This window comes from Veillonella denticariosi JCM 15641, from assembly GCF_002959855.1.
Taxonomy (GTDB): domain Bacteria; phylum Bacillota; class Negativicutes; order Veillonellales; family Veillonellaceae; genus Veillonella; species Veillonella denticariosi.
The window spans coordinates 80,875-98,111 of sequence record NZ_PPDB01000003.1 but is presented as its reverse complement, the minus strand read 5'-3'; the positions used below and the strand labels follow the sequence as shown (position 1 = coordinate 98,111).

Annotated in this window: 18 protein-coding genes, 11 tRNA genes and 1 pseudogene; 28 read left to right on the top strand and 2 right to left on the bottom strand. The window is 45.3% G+C overall.

From position 1 onward, the window contains the following. The 28 genes and pseudogenes from map (at position 1) to VEHSUH05_RS02730 (ending at position 15,717) form a co-directional block, all read left to right on the top strand. On the top strand, positions 1-771 hold the full coding sequence (gene map, locus VEHSUH05_RS02865) for a type I methionyl aminopeptidase (protein ID WP_105090683.1): 771 nt from the start codon (positions 1-3) through the stop codon (positions 769-771). 23 nt (positions 772-794) lie between these two features. Continuing rightward, positions 795-1,013 (top strand): translation initiation factor IF-1, encoded by a 219-nt coding sequence (gene infA / locus VEHSUH05_RS02860; protein WP_004695147.1) that lies wholly within the window; start codon positions 795-797, stop codon positions 1,011-1,013. A gap of 26 nt (positions 1,014-1,039) precedes the next feature. Beyond that, complete coding sequence (rpmJ, locus tag VEHSUH05_RS02855) at positions 1,040-1,153, top strand: 50S ribosomal protein L36 (RefSeq protein WP_004695148.1); 114 nt, start codon at positions 1,040-1,042, stop codon at positions 1,151-1,153. Between the two features lie 23 nt (positions 1,154-1,176). Next, complete coding sequence (gene rpsM, locus VEHSUH05_RS02850) at positions 1,177-1,545, top strand: 30S ribosomal protein S13 (RefSeq protein WP_038116149.1); 369 nt, start codon at positions 1,177-1,179, stop codon at positions 1,543-1,545. Between the two features lie 19 nt (positions 1,546-1,564). Beyond that, positions 1,565-1,954, top strand: a complete 390-nt coding sequence (gene rpsK / locus VEHSUH05_RS02845; protein WP_004695151.1) for a 30S ribosomal protein S11 — start codon at positions 1,565-1,567, stop codon at positions 1,952-1,954. 73 nt (positions 1,955-2,027) lie between these two features. Further along, positions 2,028-3,029 carry a DNA-directed RNA polymerase subunit alpha gene (locus VEHSUH05_RS02840; RefSeq protein WP_038116152.1) on the top strand — a complete coding sequence of 334 codons (1,002 nt, stop codon included), beginning with the start codon at positions 2,028-2,030 and terminating at the stop codon, positions 3,027-3,029. 12 nt (positions 3,030-3,041) lie between these two features. Continuing rightward, positions 3,042-3,377 carry a 50S ribosomal protein L17 gene (gene rplQ / locus VEHSUH05_RS02835; protein ID WP_038116154.1) on the top strand — a complete coding sequence of 112 codons (336 nt, stop codon included), beginning with the start codon at positions 3,042-3,044 and terminating at the stop codon, positions 3,375-3,377. A gap of 176 nt (positions 3,378-3,553) precedes the next feature. Continuing rightward, positions 3,554-4,387 (top strand): annotated as a pseudogene (locus VEHSUH05_RS02830) (energy-coupling factor transporter ATPase); the annotation flags it as partial. Between the two features lie 170 nt (positions 4,388-4,557). Then, on the top strand, positions 4,558-5,418 hold the full coding sequence (locus VEHSUH05_RS02825) for an energy-coupling factor transporter ATPase (RefSeq protein WP_054674638.1): 861 nt from the start codon (positions 4,558-4,560) through the stop codon (positions 5,416-5,418). Beyond that, the gene (locus tag VEHSUH05_RS02820; RefSeq protein ID WP_105090681.1) at positions 5,408-6,211 is read left to right on the top strand and encodes an energy-coupling factor transporter transmembrane component T family protein; all 804 of its coding nucleotides are present in this window, start codon (positions 5,408-5,410) and stop codon (positions 6,209-6,211) included. Before VEHSUH05_RS02825 ends, VEHSUH05_RS02820 begins: the two co-directional genes overlap by 11 nt. After that, complete coding sequence (gene truA, locus VEHSUH05_RS02815) at positions 6,208-6,993, top strand: tRNA pseudouridine(38-40) synthase TruA (RefSeq protein WP_105090680.1); 786 nt, start codon at positions 6,208-6,210, stop codon at positions 6,991-6,993. Before VEHSUH05_RS02820 ends, truA begins: the two co-directional genes overlap by 4 nt. A gap of 275 nt (positions 6,994-7,268) precedes the next feature. Beyond that, the gene (locus VEHSUH05_RS02810) at positions 7,269-9,020 is read left to right on the top strand and encodes a 2-oxoacid:acceptor oxidoreductase subunit alpha (protein WP_105090679.1); all 1,752 of its coding nucleotides are present in this window, start codon (positions 7,269-7,271) and stop codon (positions 9,018-9,020) included. A gap of 1 nt (position 9,021) precedes the next feature. After that, the gene (locus VEHSUH05_RS02805) at positions 9,022-9,894 is read left to right on the top strand and encodes a 2-oxoacid:ferredoxin oxidoreductase subunit beta (protein ID WP_105090678.1); all 873 of its coding nucleotides are present in this window, start codon (positions 9,022-9,024) and stop codon (positions 9,892-9,894) included. A gap of 154 nt (positions 9,895-10,048) precedes the next feature. Next, entirely contained in the window at positions 10,049-11,395 is a 1,347-nt protein-coding gene (locus tag VEHSUH05_RS02800; protein WP_105090677.1) for an MATE family efflux transporter, read from the top strand. 103 nt (positions 11,396-11,498) lie between these two features. Further along, complete coding sequence (locus VEHSUH05_RS02795; RefSeq protein ID WP_105090676.1) at positions 11,499-12,386, top strand: prephenate dehydrogenase; 888 nt, start codon at positions 11,499-11,501, stop codon at positions 12,384-12,386. A gap of 56 nt (positions 12,387-12,442) precedes the next feature. Next, positions 12,443-13,480, top strand: coding sequence for a nicotinate-nucleotide--dimethylbenzimidazole phosphoribosyltransferase (cobT, locus tag VEHSUH05_RS02790; protein ID WP_105090675.1), 1,038 nt, complete (start codon positions 12,443-12,445; stop codon positions 13,478-13,480). Beyond that, complete coding sequence (locus VEHSUH05_RS02785; RefSeq protein WP_105090674.1) at positions 13,477-14,580, top strand: nicotinate-nucleotide--dimethylbenzimidazole phosphoribosyltransferase; 1,104 nt, start codon at positions 13,477-13,479, stop codon at positions 14,578-14,580. Before cobT ends, VEHSUH05_RS02785 begins: the two co-directional genes overlap by 4 nt. A gap of 201 nt (positions 14,581-14,781) precedes the next feature. Continuing rightward, a tRNA-Gly gene (locus VEHSUH05_RS02780) sits at positions 14,782-14,856 on the top strand. 5 nt (positions 14,857-14,861) lie between these two features. After that, a tRNA-Asn gene (locus VEHSUH05_RS02775) sits at positions 14,862-14,937 on the top strand. 30 nt (positions 14,938-14,967) lie between these two features. Further along, positions 14,968-15,043 (top strand) — tRNA-Lys (locus tag VEHSUH05_RS02770). A gap of 5 nt (positions 15,044-15,048) precedes the next feature. Further along, positions 15,049-15,123, top strand: a tRNA-Glu gene (locus VEHSUH05_RS02765). A 3-nt stretch (positions 15,124-15,126) separates the two neighbouring features. After that, a tRNA-Val gene (locus VEHSUH05_RS02760) sits at positions 15,127-15,202 on the top strand. A 3-nt stretch (positions 15,203-15,205) separates the two neighbouring features. Beyond that, positions 15,206-15,280, top strand: a tRNA-Gly gene (locus tag VEHSUH05_RS02755). 5 nt (positions 15,281-15,285) lie between these two features. Next, positions 15,286-15,361 (top strand) — tRNA-Asn (locus VEHSUH05_RS02750). 34 nt (positions 15,362-15,395) lie between these two features. Further along, positions 15,396-15,470 (top strand) — tRNA-Gln (locus tag VEHSUH05_RS02745). An 11-nt stretch (positions 15,471-15,481) separates the two neighbouring features. Beyond that, positions 15,482-15,557: transfer RNA gene (locus tag VEHSUH05_RS02740), tRNA-Lys, on the top strand. Between the two features lie 5 nt (positions 15,558-15,562). Next, positions 15,563-15,637, top strand: a tRNA-Glu gene (locus VEHSUH05_RS02735). A 4-nt stretch (positions 15,638-15,641) separates the two neighbouring features. Continuing rightward, positions 15,642-15,717, top strand: a tRNA-Val gene (locus tag VEHSUH05_RS02730). A gap of 87 nt (positions 15,718-15,804) precedes the next feature. Here VEHSUH05_RS02730 and VEHSUH05_RS02725 read toward each other — a convergent pair. Together VEHSUH05_RS02725 and VEHSUH05_RS02720 are read right to left on the bottom strand one after the other, a co-directional pair. Continuing rightward, a complete protein-coding gene (locus tag VEHSUH05_RS02725) occupies positions 15,805-16,128 on the bottom strand; it encodes a YnfA family protein (RefSeq protein WP_105090673.1) in 324 nt (107 codons plus the stop codon). 2 nt (positions 16,129-16,130) lie between these two features. Continuing rightward, on the bottom strand, positions 16,131-17,030 hold the full coding sequence (locus VEHSUH05_RS02720; RefSeq protein WP_105090672.1) for a LysR family transcriptional regulator: 900 nt from the start codon (positions 17,028-17,030) through the stop codon (positions 16,131-16,133). Positions 17,031-17,237: the final 207 nt, after the last annotated feature.

Genomic DNA, 17,237 nt, shown 5'->3' with positions numbered 1-17,237 from the left:
ATGATTATTTTGAAATCGTCTCATGAAATTGAATGTATCCGCAAGGCAAGTAAGCTTACAGCAGACACGTTGTCCTTGTTAGTAGAAAAGGCTAAACCTGGCATCACGACGCTTGAGTTAGATACAATTGCCGAAGAATATATTCGCAGCCACGGTGGTATACCAAGTTGTAAAGGGTACTATGGATTCCCGGCAACAATCTGTGCTTCTATCAATGATGAAGTCGTTCATGGTATTCCGAGCGCCAAGCGGAAGCTTAAAAACGGTGATATCATCAGTATTGATTTAGTATCATCCATTGATGGGTATCACGGCGATTCGGCTGTGACGATTCCTATCGGTCATGTCAAACCCGATGTGATGAAATTGTTAAAAGTAACAGAAGAAAGTCTGTTCAAGGGAATTGAACAGGTGAAGGTAGGCAACCATATCGGTGCTATCGGTCACGCTGTTCAAACGTATTGTGAGAAACATGGTTACGGTGTCGTTCGCGACTTCGTAGGTCATGGTTTAGGCCGCGAAATGCATGAAGATCCACAAATACCGAACTACGGCAGTCCTGGACAGGGACCGCTTATGAAACCGGGGATGGTATTGTGTATCGAACCTATGATTACATTGGGTTCTTATCAAGTTCGTGTATTAGGGGACGACTGGACGGCGGTTACCGCTGATGGTAAAGCTGCCGCTCATTTCGAACATACAGTGGTTGTTACAGAAAACGGCCCTGAAATATTAACTATGCGGGATGAACTGCGGTTAATTAAATAAAACAGGTAACCGGAGGAAAAGATATGTCAAAAGAAGACGTTATTGAGGTGGAAGGTACGGTAGTTGAGGCTTTACCGAATGCTATGTTCCAAGTTGAGTTGGAAAATGGTCATATCGTATTGGCTCATGTGTCAGGCAAAATGCGTATGAATTTTATCCGTATTCTTCCTGGTGATAAAGTTACTATGGAACTGACACCGTATGACTTAAATCGTGGTCGCATCACCTATCGCTTTAAATAAGCATAGGGTCCACAAAGGAGGTACTAATGAAGGTTCAACCATCAGTTAAAAAGATATGCGAAAAATGTAAAATCATTAAACGCAAAGGCCGTGTAATGGTTATTTGCGAAAATCCAAAACATAAACAAAAACAAGGATAATCTGATAGGAGGTGGAGATTTAAATGGCACGTATCGCCGGTGTAGATTTACCTCGTGATAAACGAGTGGAAATTGGTTTAACTTATATTTATGGTATTGGTCCGACTCTTGCTACTGAAATTTTAGCAAAGACAGGCATCAATCCTGACACACGTGTTCGTGATCTTTCTGAAGATGAAGTTGCGAAAATTCGTGAAGTGTTAGATGCTGATTACAAAGTTGAAGGTGACCTTCGTCGTGAAGAAGCTCTTAACATTAAACGCTTGATTGAAATCAACTCCTATCGAGGCAAACGTCATCGTATGGGTTTACCACTTCGTGGTCAACGTACTAAAACGAATGCACGTACTCGCAAAGGTCCTAGAAAAGCAATTGCTGGTAAAAAGAAATAAGATAAAGGAGGGATAAAGCGTGGCTAAAAAAGTTGTTAGAACTAAAAGAAAAGAAAAGAAACATATTGAATCCGGTGCGGCTCATATTCGTTCTACATTCAATAACACTATCGTAACTTTAACTGATACAAACGGTAATGCGTTGTCTTGGGCTTCCGCTGGTGGCTTGGGCTTCCGTGGTTCCCGTAAATCCACTCCATTTGCAGCACAAATGGCGGCGGAACAAGCTGCTAAAGCTGCTATGGAACATGGCCTTCGCACTGTTGAAGTATTTGTAAAAGGTCCTGGATCCGGTCGTGAAGCTGCGATTCGTGCTTTACAGGCTGCAGGGCTTGAAGTTACTTCCATTAAGGACGTAACTCCAATTCCTCATAATGGTTGTCGCCCTCCAAAACGCCGTCGTGTATAATTCATAGGGACCGCTTTGGTACGGTTTGCTATAATTAAACTATGAACGTGTGTTATATAGGAGGATGTTCCTGATGAGCGAAGAAAAGAAACTTAAAATCGAGAAAGTGGACATCGCTGATGGCGGTCGTTATGGTAAGTTCGTATGTGAACCTTTGGACCGTGGTTATGGTATCACTCTCGGTAATAGCTTACGCAGAATTTTGCTTTCATCCTTGGATGGGGCAGCTATCACCTCTATCAAGATTGATGGAGTTCTTCATGAATTCTCAACTATCCCAGGTATTCGCGAAGATGTGACGGATATTATCCTTAACTTGAAGCAATTGTGTATTAAACTTGAAGAAGATGCACAAGTACCGTTGGAAGTCCATATGGACTTTCAAAAGGATGGCGTATTAACAGCCGGTGATTTAGCTGAACAATTCCCACCGGAAGTAGAAGTATTGAATCCTGAACTCGTGATTGCGACAATGGATGAGACTGCTCACCTCGTAATGGACGTAGTGATTGAACGTGGCAAAGGCTATGTTCCGTCCACGAAGAATAAAAAAGATACGGATGTAATCGGTTGTATTCCTATCGATTCCATCTATTCTCCGATTCTTCGCGCTAAATACGAAGTGAGTGATGTTCGTGTAGGTAATGAAATGGACTTCGACAAACTGACATTGGAAGTTTGGACCGACGGTTCTATTACCGCTGCTGATGCAGTGGCAAAATCTGCTGCCATTATGATTGGTTATTTAGGGAACTTCACTAAATTAGCTCATTCTGCTGATGTTGTTGCTGTTGGTAGTGCTGATGACGGTATTATTATCGGACCTACTGATGATCCTGTGGATCAACCTGAAGATGAAGGTCCGGCAAAGATTTCCATCGATGAATTGGAATTATCCGTGCGCGCTTACAATTGTTTGAAACGTGCCGGCATCAATACAATTGCAGATTTGCTAGACAAAACCATTGATGACTTAGGAAAAGTTCGCAACTTAGGTAAAAAATCCATCGATGAAATTGAGGAAAAACTCAACAATCATCCGGGCGGATTTAGACTTAAACAAAAAGGCGAATAAGGAGGAAGACGAATGTACAGAAAATTAGGCCGCGACAGCTCCGCTCGTAAAGCGTTGTTCCGTGGAATGTTAACATCTTTCTTCCAACATGAGCGTATTGAAACGACTGAAGCTAAAGCGAAAGAACTTCGTTCTTTAGCAGATCAGATGGTTACATTGGCTAAACGTGGTGATCTTCATGCACGTCGCCAAGTTCTTTCATACCTTATGGATGAAGATGTAGTAAAAAAATTGTTTGATACTATTGCTCCAAAATATGCTGAACGCCAAGGCGGTTACACTCGTGTAATCAAAACTGGTATTCGTAAAGGTGACTCTGCACCTTTGGCTATTATCGAGTTGGTTTAATCAAACTCATACGGTGTTGTAACTTCGGTTGCGACACCGTTTTTTTATTGTCAATTTTGTGGTACAATCGATGAGTATAAATGTCATAATATATTAGCAGTTATCGTAAATGATGAAAGTAAATTGTCAACCTTTCACAAAGAGGCGAAATTGACTAGAAAGATATGAGGCTATTCATGAACGAACAGGACATTATGATCGATGTGGATCATATCAGTCATATTTACACAGATGAAAACGGCAATGATGTACGCGCATTGGATGATGTGAGCTTGTCGATCAAGCGTGGCGAATTTGTCTGCATCATCGGTACTAACGGTAGCGGTAAGAGCACGCTGGCCAAGCATTTTAACGTATTATTACAGCCCAGTATCGGTAAAATTCGCGTGTGCGGATATGATACGAGCGATGAAAATCACATATGGGATATTCGACAACATGTGGGCATGGTATTCCAAAATCCGGATAATCAGATTGTGGCGGCCGTCGTAGAGGAGGATGTCGCTTTCGGTCCGGAAAATTTAGGCGTTCCCAGCGAAGAAATCGTGGCTCGTGTCGACGCGGCTCTCGAAGCGGTGAACATGACGGAATACAGAGAACATGGGCCTCATTTATTGTCTGGAGGGCAGAAGCAACGCATCGCCATTGCCGGTGTATTGGCGATGAAACCGGACTGTATCGTTCTCGACGAACCTACGGCCATGTTGGACCCTAAGGGGCGGCGTGAGGTCCTTGAAACCGTACATAAGCTCAATAAAGAAGAAGGCATTACGATTGTACTTATCACTCATTTCATGGAGGAAGCCGTAACGGCTGATCGCGTAATCGTCATGAGGAACGGCAAAAAGTTACATGACGGTACGCCGCGCGAAATCTTCAGTCATGTGGATGAATTGAAATCCATCGGCCTCGATGTGCCGGTAGCATCGGAAATTGCTTTCAAATTAAATCAGCATAGCTATGCATTAGGGGACAGTATCATCAACAATGAAGAACTGGCGGATGCACTTATCAAATCGGATAAAGGTTCGCGTCTGATATGTGACGGTATAGCTGCGGTTGAGAATATTACGGCAGATAGTGCTGCTACAGCTGTTACCGCAACTACGGCTACTACGGAGGTAAATCATCTTGAAGCGAATAGCATTGTTAACACGGTAAGAGGGGAGGGTGCCCGGTAATGGCGATTGTATTAGATAATATCACCTATACATACGGTATGGGAACACCTTTTCAAAAGACGGCCCTTCACGGCGTTTCTCTTACTATTAATAATGGTGAGTTCTTAGGGATTATCGGTCATACCGGATCCGGTAAATCTACATTCGTTCAACATTTGAACGGCTTATTACATCCTACTACGGGAACCGTTACGGTGAACGGCGTGGATATCAGTGCTTCTACGGAGGAAGCGAAGCGGATGCGCCATAAGGTGGGTATGGTATTCCAATATCCGGAGCATCAGCTGTTTGAGGAGACGATTGCTCAGGATATCGCCTTCGGTCCGAAAAATTTAGGTTTCTCGGAACAGGAAGTGGATGAACGCGTGCGCGATGCCATGAAGTTTGTAGGCCTTGACTATGATACGTATGCGGAACGGTCTCCGTTTCATCTTTCCGGAGGTCAAATGCGCCGCGTCGCCATTGCCGGCGTGGTGGCTATGGATCCGGATTTTCTCGTTCTGGATGAACCGTCCGCCGGACTTGATCCGTTCGGTCGTGAGGAAATATTTGAAGAGATTATCCGACTTCATAAGGAAAAAGGAATTACGGTTATTCTTGTATCTCATAATATGGAGGATATCTCCCGCATGGCTTCGCGCCTTGTAGTTCTCGATAAGGGACGTATCATTCTCGATGGGGCTCCCATGGATATTTTTAACGATCATCGCGATGAATTGCAGGCTATCGGGGTTGACGTACCGCCGGTATCGGTAACGATGGAATATCTGCGCTCTCGCGGCCTCGATGTATCAAACCGTGTACTCTCCGTAGATGATGCAGTTGCTGCTATCATGGAAGGAGGCAGTCATGTTAAATAATATAACGATCGGACAATACTTTCCGGGCAATTCCTTCTTGCACCGCATGGATCCGCGTGCGAAAATCATTGCCACTACGATTTTCGTGGTAGCGATTTTCCTGGCTAATTCGACATTAGCATACGGTATTGTGGGAGGCTTTACGATTTTTGCGATGCTCTTATCGCGCTTGCCGCTCCGTTTGATGTGGACGGCCATTAAACCGCTGTGGATTATCATCGTATTTACCATGGGTATTCATATATTTACGACACCGGGCAACACGATTTTTTCGTGGGGGTTTATCAATATCAGTGATCAAGGTGTGGCGATGGGCTTGCAGATGGCGGCGCGCCTCATATTCCTGATTCTGTTTTCATCGCTGTTGACGTATACGACGTCACCGATACGCTTGACGGACGGCATTGAGCACTTATTGAATCCGTTCCGCTGTATCGGTGTGCCGGCTCATGAACTGGCGATGATGATGACGATTGCGCTGCGGTTTATTCCGACCTTGCTGGATGAAACGGATCGTATTATGAAAGCTCAATCAGCACGTGGCGCGGACTTTGTGACGGGCTCCATCATTCAACGGGCAAAGAATATGGTACCGCTTTTAGTGCCTTTGTTTATCAGCGCTTTCAGAAGGGCCGATGAACTGGCTACAGCCATGGAGGCGCGCTGTTATCGGGGCGGTGTGAATCGGACGCGTATGAAGGCCCTCAAGGTGACCTATGTCGATTATATCGGCGTCGGCGCTGTTATTATCGTTACGATTATCCTTCTTATATTGTGGTGGTTCGGGTTATGAGAAATATACGACTGATTGTAGCTTATGACGGGACGGATCTGGCTGGCTATCAAAAGCAGCCTGATGACAAGGGGCTGACCGTGCAGGGCTGTCTGGAATACGGTTTGTCGCGTATCTGTAATGAACCGATTCAGATTTACGGGGCGTCCCGCACTGATGCGGGGGTGCATGCAAAGTTTCAGGTATGCACGTTCCGGACGTCCGGCTCGATTCCGGTGGAGAATATTCCGCGAGCCATGATTGCGCATATTCCTGAGGACATCGTTGTCACTGCGGCGGAGGAAATCCCCATTGACTGGAAGCCTCGGTGGAACATATACGGCAAGGAATACGCATACACCATTTATAATCGGGAAATAGGGAATCCGCTAACAAAACGTTTCCATTGGCATGTGAAGAAGCCTCTTGATATTGAACTGATGCGTCAAGCCGGCGCTGAACTCGTCGGAACGCATGACTTTACGACTCTGCAAGGGACGAATTCGACGCCGGCTAATCCGGTGAAAACGATTCTGGGGATTGCCGTTGAAGCGGATGGCCCGAATGTGACCATATCCGTTGTAGGGGATGGTTTCCTGTATCATATGGTGCGCAATATTGCGGGGCTTCTTGTCGATATAGGACAGGGACGGCGCAAGGTGGAGGATATCAGAGGGTATTTAGAGGCCAGAGACCGCCGTGTTATCGGTAAAACAGCACCACCTCAAGGCTTGTGCCTGGAGGAGATTTTCTTTACCGAAGCGCGCTTGCAAGAGGTGCTTGAGAATAAATATTCTATATAATCCGATATAGCGATAAATGGATTGAGTAATAAATTTAATCAATAAATCTAACCGGCAAAAGAGGTACTGCGTGATTACAGTATCTCTTTTTATTTATAGATTTTAGTTATAATACGGTGATTTATACCTATTATTATGTGAAATGATACATTGTAAAGCGATTTTAGACATGATACAATGACCTTGTAAGACAGGTTTGTTACGTGTATATCGGTTAAATAAGTACGATAGACTCTTGTCAGCAGTATAATTTTATCCTAAGGAGGGTGAATCTCTTGCAAAAGCGTAAAGATTTTATCTGGAAAATGGGCGGCCAACAAGGTGAAGGTATCGAGAGCTGTGGCGAAATCATGGCCACAATCCTCGCTAAAGAAGGGTATTCTTTATATAGTCAACGTTTATTCGCATCCCGCATTAAGGGGGGGCATACTACATTTGCATTGCGTGTAGCATTGGAACAAATTATGTCCATCGGTGAAGGTGTCGACTTTCTGCTTGCTTTGGATCAGGAAACCGTGGACATGCATGGCGGTGAAGTTCGTGATGGCGGTTATATCATCTGTGACAGCAAGGTGAATCCGGACTTTTCCAAATTTGAAGGTTCCAAGGTTCATTGTTTGTCCCTGCCTATTTCCGAAACAGCGATGAAACAAGGCTCCTTGTTGATGCGTAATATCGTTGCCCTCGGTATGTCCGTAGCACTTCTCGGATTTGATACGAAGATGTTCAAGGACGCTATTACTGCTAAATTTGCAAAAAAATCTCAGGAAATCGTAGATAAGAATTTACAGGCCTTTGATGACGGTCACGGCCTGGTTATGGAACAGTTGGGCGATGTGGATATCGACACATTGCCGGCTCCGGGTAAAAAGGATCAGATGTTCCTGCTCGGTAATGAAGCCTGTGCACTCGGTGCGATTGCTGCGGGCTCTCGCTTCATGGCATCCTATCCGATTACACCGGCATCCGAAGTTATGGAATACATGATTAAGAACATGGATAAATTGGGCGCCACCATCGTTCAGACAGAGGACGAAATCGCGGCCTGCATGACTGCCATGGGCGGTGTGTATGCCGGTGTTCGCGGCTTTACATGCACATCTGGTCCGGGCTTAAGCCTCATGGCGGAATCCTTATCCATGGCATCCATGGCTGAACTTCCAATGGTTGTTATCGATGTACAGCGTTCCGGTCCATCCACGGGGATGGCTACCAAGGTGGAACAGTCCGATATCGATGCGGCTTGCTATAATGCACACGGTGATTATTCGGGCATCGTAATTTCGCCTACATCCATCGAAGAATGCTTCTATGAAATCCAGAAGGCTTTCAACTTGGCTGAAATGTATCAATGTCCGGTTATCTTTATGCCGGATTTACAACAAGGCTTGAATAAACAGTCCGTTCCGTCCTTTGACTTGAACCGCGTGCCTATCAATCGCGGTAAGATGATGAAGGAATCCGATCTTCCTGCATTGGAACAACCTCATTATTTCAAACGCTTTGAATTGACTGAGGACGGTATTTCCCCTCGTACAATTCCGGGTATGAAAAACGGTCTGTTCCTTTCTACAGGTCTCGAACATAATGAAGAAGGTAAACCGGCGGAAGCCCCTACGATGCACGTATCGCAAACGGATAAACGTTTCCGTAAATTGGAAACCGTAGCGGATAACTATGAACCGTTCTTGAATAATGCAAAATACGATGAAGCGGATGTACTCGTTGTAGGTATTGCTTCCAGTCGTGGCGCTATTGAAGAGGCGGTAGCGGAATTCGATCAGGAAGGCGTTAAGGTTAACCACTTGCAATTGCGCTTGATTAAACCGTTCCCGGCTAAACAGTTGCAACCGTTCATGGATGCTGCGAAAAAAGTGGTTATCGTAGAGCACAATAAAACTGGTCAATTGGCTAACTTATTTAAAATCAACATGCATAAGAAACATAAGATTTCTAGCTGCTTGAAATACGATGGTAATCCATTCACAAAAAGTTATGTGAAAAATGCGATTAAGGAGGTCCTATAATATGACAACAGCTAAAGATTACAGAAATGATATTCGTCCTAACTGGTGTCCAGGCTGTGGCCATTATGGGGTTCAAGCGGCAATTACTGACGCTGTAGTAGCGAAAAATATTCCACCAGAAAAATTAGCCGTAATTTCCGGTATTGGTTGCTCTAGCCGTATCGGTGGCTATTTCTACGCATATGGCGCTCATACAACTCATGGCCGAGCACTTCCTTATGCGCAAGGCGTAAAGCTTGCTAACCAGGACTTGGAAGTTATCGCATGTTCCGGTGACGGCGATGCATTTGCTATCGGCATGGGACATACGATTCATGCGTTTAAACGCAATGTAAACATGACATACATCGTAATGGATAATCATGTATACGGTTTGACTAAAGGCCAGGCATCCCCTCGTTCCGATATCGGCTTCGTTACAAAAACGACGCCTCGCGGTGCCTTTGAAACGCCGTTATCCGTATGTGAAACGGCGATTGCCGCCGGTGCTACATTTGTGGCTCAAGGCTATATGATTAACCGCGCGGAACTAGTTGATCTTATTCAACAGGCGATGGACCATGAAGGTTTCTCCTTCATCAATGTATTCAGTCCTTGTGTTACTTATAATAAACACAACAGTTATGATTGGTTTAAGGAACACTTGACTGCATTGCCTGAAGGGTATGATCCGACAGATCGCGCAGCGGCGTTCAAGGTATTGAGCGAAACACAAGGCTTGGTAACGGGCTTACTCTACCGGGATAACAGCCGACCATCCTTTGAAAAAGCAATGGCTGACGCTAATGGGGGTCCTCATCCTCATCCATTGACAGAGGATGTTGTAAAACCTGATCAAGCTCTATTTGACAGCCTTTGTAATCAATTTAAATAATACTTTCACAATATATAGCTGTCCCGTTAAGGATGCGGCGTATATATGAATGATGAAACGTGTCATCTGCGGATGGCACGTTTTGTTTTGTCACATAGGGGCGGAGAACATGATATAATAAAATCATTGTATGAAATTTTTGCCAGAGGGTTTTATGAAAGCATACGAAAAGGGGATTAGCTTATCTATTTGGACTTTGAGCTGGCCGATTTTTATTGAAGTGTTTTTGCAAATGCTTGTAGGTAATATCGACCAACTCATGATGAGTCACTATTCACCAGAAGCGGTGGCAGCGGTAGCTAATGCAAATCAGATTTTAAATATTTTTATTATGCTCATCATCGTTATGAGTACGGCGACAACGATAATGATTGCCCAGTATTTAGGGGCAAGGAATCAGTCGAAGCTATCAGAGGTTTGTACCGTCAGTTTGGTAATGAATTTCTTGTTCTCCTCTATAGCAGCGATATTCTTTATAACTTGTCATGAGTGGATTTTTACGTGGCTCGGTATTCCGCAGGAAACGATGAGTGATACATCGCTGTATACGACTATTGTTGCGGCGGGGTTGCCGATACAGGCTATGTATTATGCATTAGTTGCTGTATTTAGAGGTCATTCATTGACGCGTATCACCATGTATGTAGCGCTTGTTATGAATATTATCCATATTATGACGAACTATGTACTAATTTTCGGACACGGCTCGATACCGAGTCTGGGTGTTTTAGGTGTGTCGATTTCCACGTGGTTATCTAAGGTGGTAGGACTTGTTATTATCGGATATATATTTAAACGCTTATTAACCTTGGAGATTAGTTTCAGATTTTTAAAGCCTTTTCCGTGGCATACGATTAAGTCGTTGTTGCACATCAGTGTGCCGTCAGGTGGTGAAACCTTGAGCTATCAATTGTCTCAGACGACGATTATGAAGATGGTCAATATTTTGGGATTAGCCGTAATTAACACGAAGGTGTATGTATCAGTTATTGCCATGCTCTGTTATGTATATACGATAGCCCTCGCTAATGCATCACAAGTTATCGTTGGCTTTCTCATGGGGGCTAAACGGCAGGACGAAGTAACGAATCGCGTGTGGCATTCTATGTATTTAGCTATTGTTATTAACGTAGGGCTTGCCACATTTTTTTATGTGACTAGCGATATTGTGTTATCAGTATTTACTTCCGATCCGGAGATTTTAGAGCTGGCACATAAAGTATTGTTCGTGGAGATTTTTCTTGAACTAGGTCGCGCCGTAAATATCGTTATGGTTGGCTGTTTACAGGCGGCAGGTGATATTCGGACGCCGATGCTGGTCGGTATCTTCGGTATGTGGCTGTGCGCAGTATCATTGTCATACCTGTTCGGTATTTATTGGGGCTGGGGGCTTGTAGGCATATGGGTTGCTATGGCGATTGATGAAATCTTGCGAGGATTGTTATTTGTATATCGTTGGTACAGCGGTAAATGGAAAAACAGACGTCTTATTGAAACTTGATGTTGTAGTGCGGCTTCCCTTCGATTTCTTTATTATTGATAAATCATATGTAGCATTGCATTGGAGAGTGTAGACTGCTAGATGGTTGTGAAAGTAGGTTTATATGAGCAAGACTGTTGGTATCATCGGACTGGGCCTGTTGGGCGGTTCGTTGGCGAAGGCTTTGAAAGCATATACGGATTATGAGGTGGTAGGGTATGCCCGCCGTCAGGAGGTTTGTGATGCGGCCTTGCAGGACGGTGTCGTAAAATTCGCGTGGACAGAGGTGGAACCCCTTATTGAAGCGTCGGATATGGTCGTATTTTCCTTGCCTCCTGATACGAATGCACGCCTGTTCAAGGAGGTGGCGCATCTTTTTAAGCCGGGGCAGGTCGTGACGGATGTATCCAGTGCAAAAGAGAATTTTGTACGTGCCGTATATGAATCGATTCCGAAGGGAACCTTTTTCGTATCCGTTCATCCCATGGCGGGGTCCGAAAAGGGCGGCTATGAAGTATCTCATAAAAATCTGTTCAAAGGTATGGGATGGATCGTATTAGAGGATAAGGCCTCCGACGTATATAGTGAAGCTGTAGCTCAGGAGCTGGCGGATATGGGCCGCGCATTAGGTTCCCGCATCGAGTTTGTCGATATTTACGCACATGACGCGTATTTGGCCATGGTCAGTCATATGCCTCATTTAATGGCGGCCATGCTGACACAGGTTTCCGGCGGTGATGAGCTGGGGGAATTACGTATGAAATTATCCGCAGGAGGATTTCGCGATTGTACCCGCATAGCCGGCGGATTGCCGTCCATGTGGCGGGAAATCATTTACGGTAATCGCCATAATGTGCTTGAAGGCTTGGAGAAGATGGAAAGAGAAATTCTTCGGGTAAAGGAGATACTTTCACAAGATGACGACGGGGCGGCACTGGAATCCTATCTGGAGCGCAGTCGGAATATACGAAATACCTTGCCGTATCTGACGGGTCAAATCAAAGACAGCTAAGAGGAGAAACAGCTGATTTCAGGACGGATAGATTAGAATCTGATAAGGGAGATTACATGGGTTTGTTACAAGAAACCTGCAGTGCGATTAAGAAACGCAACGCAGAGATTGAACAACATATTATAAATCGATGGAATGCGGCATCGCCGGTCGAACAATACGGTCGCCTGGTGGATATAGTGGCTCAGTATGGGGCCGCCACGAATCAAGATTCCGTTACGGTGCCGAAGCCGTGCATGATTATCGCTTCGGCGGATCATGGCGTGGCCGACATGGGTGTCAGCGCATATCCAAAGAAAACCACCGTCGGCATGACGCAAAATTACCTGATTCCTAAAGGGGCGGGGGCTAATTCCCTGGCGAATTACTGCGGTGCTCAAATGGAAGTTATCGACATGGGGATTGATGCGGATATGAGTTGGGTGCCGGGGCTTCGCAGCCATAAGCTCGGTATGGGGACGAAGAACTTTGTGAAAGAACCGGCCATGACACGTGAACAAGCCATTGAAGGCATTGAAACGGGGATCCGCCTCGTGGAGGAAAAAATCAGAGACGGTTATAATGTGTTTCTCGTTGGTGAAATGGGCATATCAAATACTACGGCCAGTGCACTCATGACGGCTAAGTTTGCAGGACTTACAGCGGAAGAGGCGACAGGTCGAGGAACGAATATTTCCGATGAGCGCCTTAAATTAAAGCAACGCATTGTTCATGACGTATTGGAAAAATATAAGGATATTCAGAAAGATGATGCTATCGGAATTTTATCATCTGTAGGCGGCTTCGAGTTTGCCTGCATCGTGGGCGTCATATTAGGGGCTGCGGCGAATCATGCGTTAGTTATTATCGACGGTTTTAACACATCCGCCTGTGCATTGGTGGCGAAGCACTTGGCACCTCATGCGATGGATTATGTGATGGCATCTCATTTGTCCGCTGAAAAAGCGGCTAAATCATCTTTGGAAAATTTAGGCCTTACGGCATATGTCGATTTGGGCCTATGTCTCGGAGAGGCGTCGGGCGGCTCTATTCAAATGGGTATGCTGGATCTTGCCGTTCATATGTATACGGCTGTTACAGGAGGTAGGGCATGAGAACTTTCACAATAGAACCGTTGCATGCACCGTCCATGGAGGCATGCCGTTTACGTATTGATAATCTGACAAAACCTATTTATAGCCTTGCTATGCTAGAAACTATAGCAGAGCGTTTTGCAGGGATTCTTGGGAATCCAAAACCGAATCATTTGCGCCATGGTGTGCTTGTTGTGGCAGCCGATCACTTGGTGGATGGCCCGCAAAATAGTCAGCACGGTAGTGAAAGTTACGCTGCCATAAAACACTTTAATGAAGGAACGACGGCAACACAGGGGGCGGCTTTTAAATTAAATGCCGATGTACATGTTGTCAATGTCGGACTTGAGCAGGATACATCCCGTTTGGAGAATATTGATACAAAAGTAGTCCGTAAGGGTTCTCATTTCTTTGGTGTGGAACCCGTCATTTCCCGAGAGGAATTAGACCGTACTATTGACCTTGGCTTTAAGTATGCTGATAAACTACACGATGATGGATTACAGGTCGTAGCTATCGGTAATATAGGGGAACGAGCGTTTCTGGATGCTTTAGTAACGACTGCCGCTATTACAGGTTGTGCGTATGAGGATATTCTCGTTCATACGGAGTGCGGTCCTACGGTAGAGCAACGAGCTGCTCATATTCATTCCTTTGTGGATCGTTTTAACATTGCTGTGGATGACTGGTCCGCTTTGAGTGAAAGCGAGCGCCGTGATGCGGTATTGCATTTGCTTCACGTAGCAGGGGGATTAGATATTGCATTCTTAACGGGTTTTATCTTAGGTGCTGCCGGTCATCGCATGGCTGTAGTCTTTGATAATGCCGTAACCGGTGCCGCTGTTTTGGCTGCTGTTACCATTGACCCGTTAGTTAAGGGTTATGTATTCTCATCTGCCGCCTATGATGAACCTATTCATAAGGAGCAATGTCGATTCCTTGAGGTAAAACCATGTTTATACTATAATTTGCAAATTGATGAAGCTTTAGGTTCAACCATGGGACTATCTGTTATCGATGCGTCCATGCATATGCTGAACGATATGAAAACTTTCATTGAGGCCGATGTGAAAGCGGCGGAAGACGGTGCCGGTAAAGGGCGACAAAAGGATATAGAGTGATTTATAGTATAAGAAGCAGCGCTATGGAGTGGAAGAAATTTCACTTCATAGCGCTGCCTATTTTGGACACCGGGAAATTCATAGAAAATGATTGACACTGGCGGCTATAATTTGATAGTATTATATAGCAGTTAAGACATATGAGTGATATATCTTGACTACGTATTGTTAATTATGTTATATTAATTAACAGTTCTGTATGCGGGAATAGCTCAGCGGTAGAGCACCGCCTTGCCAAGGCGGGGGTCGCGAGTTCGAATCTCGTTTCCCGCTCCATATGTTCCTCGATAGCTCAGTCGGTAGAGCAATCGGCTGTTAACCGATCGGTCGTAGGTTCGAGTCCTACTCGGGGAGCCATTTCTCTTTTGAGACTGCCTACTGGCATATGACTCACTAGCTCAGTTGGCAGAGCACCTGACTTTTAATCAGGGTGTCCCGCGTTCGAGTCGCGGGTGAGTCACCAATCATGGCCCGTTGGTCAAGCGGTTAAGACACCGCCCTTTCACGGCGGTATCCCGGGTTCGATTCCCGGACGGGTCACCACATGGACGATTAGCTCAGCTGGGAGAGCGCCTGCCTTACAAGCAGGATGTCGGCAGTTCGATCCTGTCATCGTCCACCACATGCGGGAATAGCTCAGCGGTAGAGCACCGCCTTGCCAAGGCGGGGGTCGCGAGTTCGAATCTCGTTTCCCGCTCCATATGTTCCTCGATAGCTCAGTCGGTAGAGCAATCGGCTGTTAACCGATCGGTCGTAGGTTCGAGTCCTACTCGGGGAGCCATTTTTTTATTTCTGGTACTGGTATACCACTATGTAGGGGTATCGCCAAGCGGTAAGGCAACGGACTCTGACTCCGTCATTCAAAGGTTCGAATCCTTTTACCCCTGCCAAAACTTTATATGACTCACTAGCTCAGTTGGCAGAGCACCTGACTTTTAATCAGGGTGTCCCGCGTTCGAGTCGCGGGTGAGTCACCAATTGCGGCCCGTTGGTCAAGCGGTTAAGACACCGCCCTTTCACGGCGGTATCCCGGGTTCGATTCCCGGACGGGTCACCAACATGGACGATTAGCTCAGCTGGGAGAGCGCCTGCCTTACAAGCAGGATGTCGGCAGTTCGATCCTGTCATCGTCCACCAAAATAAGCGGTTGTCTTCGGACAACCGCTTTTATCGTTTTATGTCGACGTATATATATCGTTTTATATTCCGGCTATACATATCATCTTACCTTGGTGCATACATGATGATATAAACGCCGATGAGGCAGACAAGTCCGCCCAGAATATCGTACATATCGGGACGTAATCCGTCTATGAGCCACCCCCATAGGATGGAGAGGGCGATGAATACACCGCCGTATGCGGCGTAGACCTTTCCGAAATTCGCCTCCGGCTGAAAGGTGGGGATGATGCCGTATAGTATGAGTATGAGCGCACCGGCCAGAAGATATAAAGGACCTTTGTCATCGCGCATGTAAAGCCACACGAGATAACCGCCGCCGATTTCGGCGAGGCCTGCGAGTATAAAGAATAGAATTGATAAGAGCATAATTATATTTGTGCCGGGGATTCACGTTGTACATAATCCATGAATGTGCTCATGGTTTCCGTTTTGGAGTTATTTTTCTTAAATGCAAAGCATACCTGCAATTTAAACGGTTTTTCCAACGGAACATAACCGTCGGAAATGTTTAAAGAATCCAGAATTTGTCGAGCCACGATACAACCGGAGTTATTCTTCTGACAGTAGTCGATCATCGTGTACGGATTGGATAATCGGCTGCCGCGGATATGGATATTCTGCTGTCCGTTGCCGACATAGTTTTTTAATGTACGATACATAAAGTATTTAGGCGGATACATGAGCAACGGCTGTTGCTGAATCGATTTGAGACTGGCAGTTTTCATACCTTCAATCAGATTCGGTGCATAATAGACGAACTCATCCTCACGAAGCGCCGTTGATTCATACAGGGACATATCCTTATTGTTCGGCAAATAGAGAAGGGCGATGTCGATGCGGTTCTCGCGCAAGTCGAGCATCAGTTCTTCTTCTTCCATGTCATAGATGCTGACGGAGAATTCCGGATGATTGCGGAAAAAATGTGATACATAGCCGTTCAGACGGATATCGCCCAAGCTGCGTAGCACGCCGATATTCAGGATAGGTCGTTCCACCTTGCTCGCTAGCCGGATGGATTGAATCGCCCGTTCCAATGTATCCAGTACTTGCTCCGCTTCAGGCAAGAACAATTCGCCTTCCGGTGTCAAACGACTGCCTCGCGTCGAGCGGGATATTAATTTCACGCCTACTAAGCGCTCCAATTTTTTCATTTGAGCGCTGAAAGCAGACTGTGTAATATTCATAGATTGTGCAGCTAATGTAAAGCTACCTGTTTTATTATAGGTAATAAAACTTTGCAGCTCTTGCATTGTAGGTAATTCTTTCATATGGATCCCCCAATTTAATCATAAAACTCCCATGCTAACTATTACCTTACTTAATCGTATTGTAGCATATCACAAGTATTTTTTCATCTAAATCTACAAAACGCGATGAATCATGCGGAATCGATATAGCAGACAGGTTTATCGTAAAAGTTATACTTTCAAAAGAGCGTTATGCATTTGTTTCAATAACTTCCACACGTATCACTA

Excerpts from the sequence above, each read along its gene's own strand:
- VEHSUH05_RS02825 (WP_054674638.1), top strand. The coding sequence starts at position 4,558 with ATGGCGATTGTATTAGATAATATCACCTATACATACGGTATGGGAACA.
- cobT (WP_105090675.1), top strand. The coding sequence starts at position 12,443 with ATGGGTTTGTTACAAGAAACCTGCAGTGCGATTAAGAAACGCAACGCA.
- VEHSUH05_RS02840 (WP_038116152.1), top strand. The coding sequence starts at position 2,028 with ATGAGCGAAGAAAAGAAACTTAAAATCGAGAAAGTGGACATCGCTGAT.
- VEHSUH05_RS02820 (WP_105090681.1), top strand. The coding sequence starts at position 5,408 with ATGTTAAATAATATAACGATCGGACAATACTTTCCGGGCAATTCCTTC.
- rplQ (WP_038116154.1), top strand. The coding sequence starts at position 3,042 with ATGTACAGAAAATTAGGCCGCGACAGCTCCGCTCGTAAAGCGTTGTTC.
- rpsM (WP_038116149.1), top strand. The coding sequence starts at position 1,177 with ATGGCACGTATCGCCGGTGTAGATTTACCTCGTGATAAACGAGTGGAA.
- rpmJ (WP_004695148.1), top strand. The coding sequence starts at position 1,040 with ATGAAGGTTCAACCATCAGTTAAAAAGATATGCGAAAAATGTAAAATC.
- VEHSUH05_RS02785 (WP_105090674.1), top strand. The coding sequence starts at position 13,477 with ATGAGAACTTTCACAATAGAACCGTTGCATGCACCGTCCATGGAGGCA.
- VEHSUH05_RS02795 (WP_105090676.1), top strand. The coding sequence starts at position 11,499 with ATGAGCAAGACTGTTGGTATCATCGGACTGGGCCTGTTGGGCGGTTCG.
- truA (WP_105090680.1), top strand. The coding sequence starts at position 6,208 with ATGAGAAATATACGACTGATTGTAGCTTATGACGGGACGGATCTGGCT.
- map (WP_105090683.1), top strand. The coding sequence starts at position 1 with ATGATTATTTTGAAATCGTCTCATGAAATTGAATGTATCCGCAAGGCA.
- infA (WP_004695147.1), top strand. The coding sequence starts at position 795 with ATGTCAAAAGAAGACGTTATTGAGGTGGAAGGTACGGTAGTTGAGGCT.
- VEHSUH05_RS02720 (WP_105090672.1), bottom strand. The coding sequence starts at position 17,030 with ATGAAAGAATTACCTACAATGCAAGAGCTGCAAAGTTTTATTACCTAT.
- VEHSUH05_RS02805 (WP_105090678.1), top strand. The coding sequence starts at position 9,022 with ATGACAACAGCTAAAGATTACAGAAATGATATTCGTCCTAACTGGTGT.
- VEHSUH05_RS02725 (WP_105090673.1), bottom strand. The coding sequence starts at position 16,128 with ATGCTCTTATCAATTCTATTCTTTATACTCGCAGGCCTCGCCGAAATC.
- VEHSUH05_RS02800 (WP_105090677.1), top strand. The coding sequence starts at position 10,049 with ATGAAAGCATACGAAAAGGGGATTAGCTTATCTATTTGGACTTTGAGC.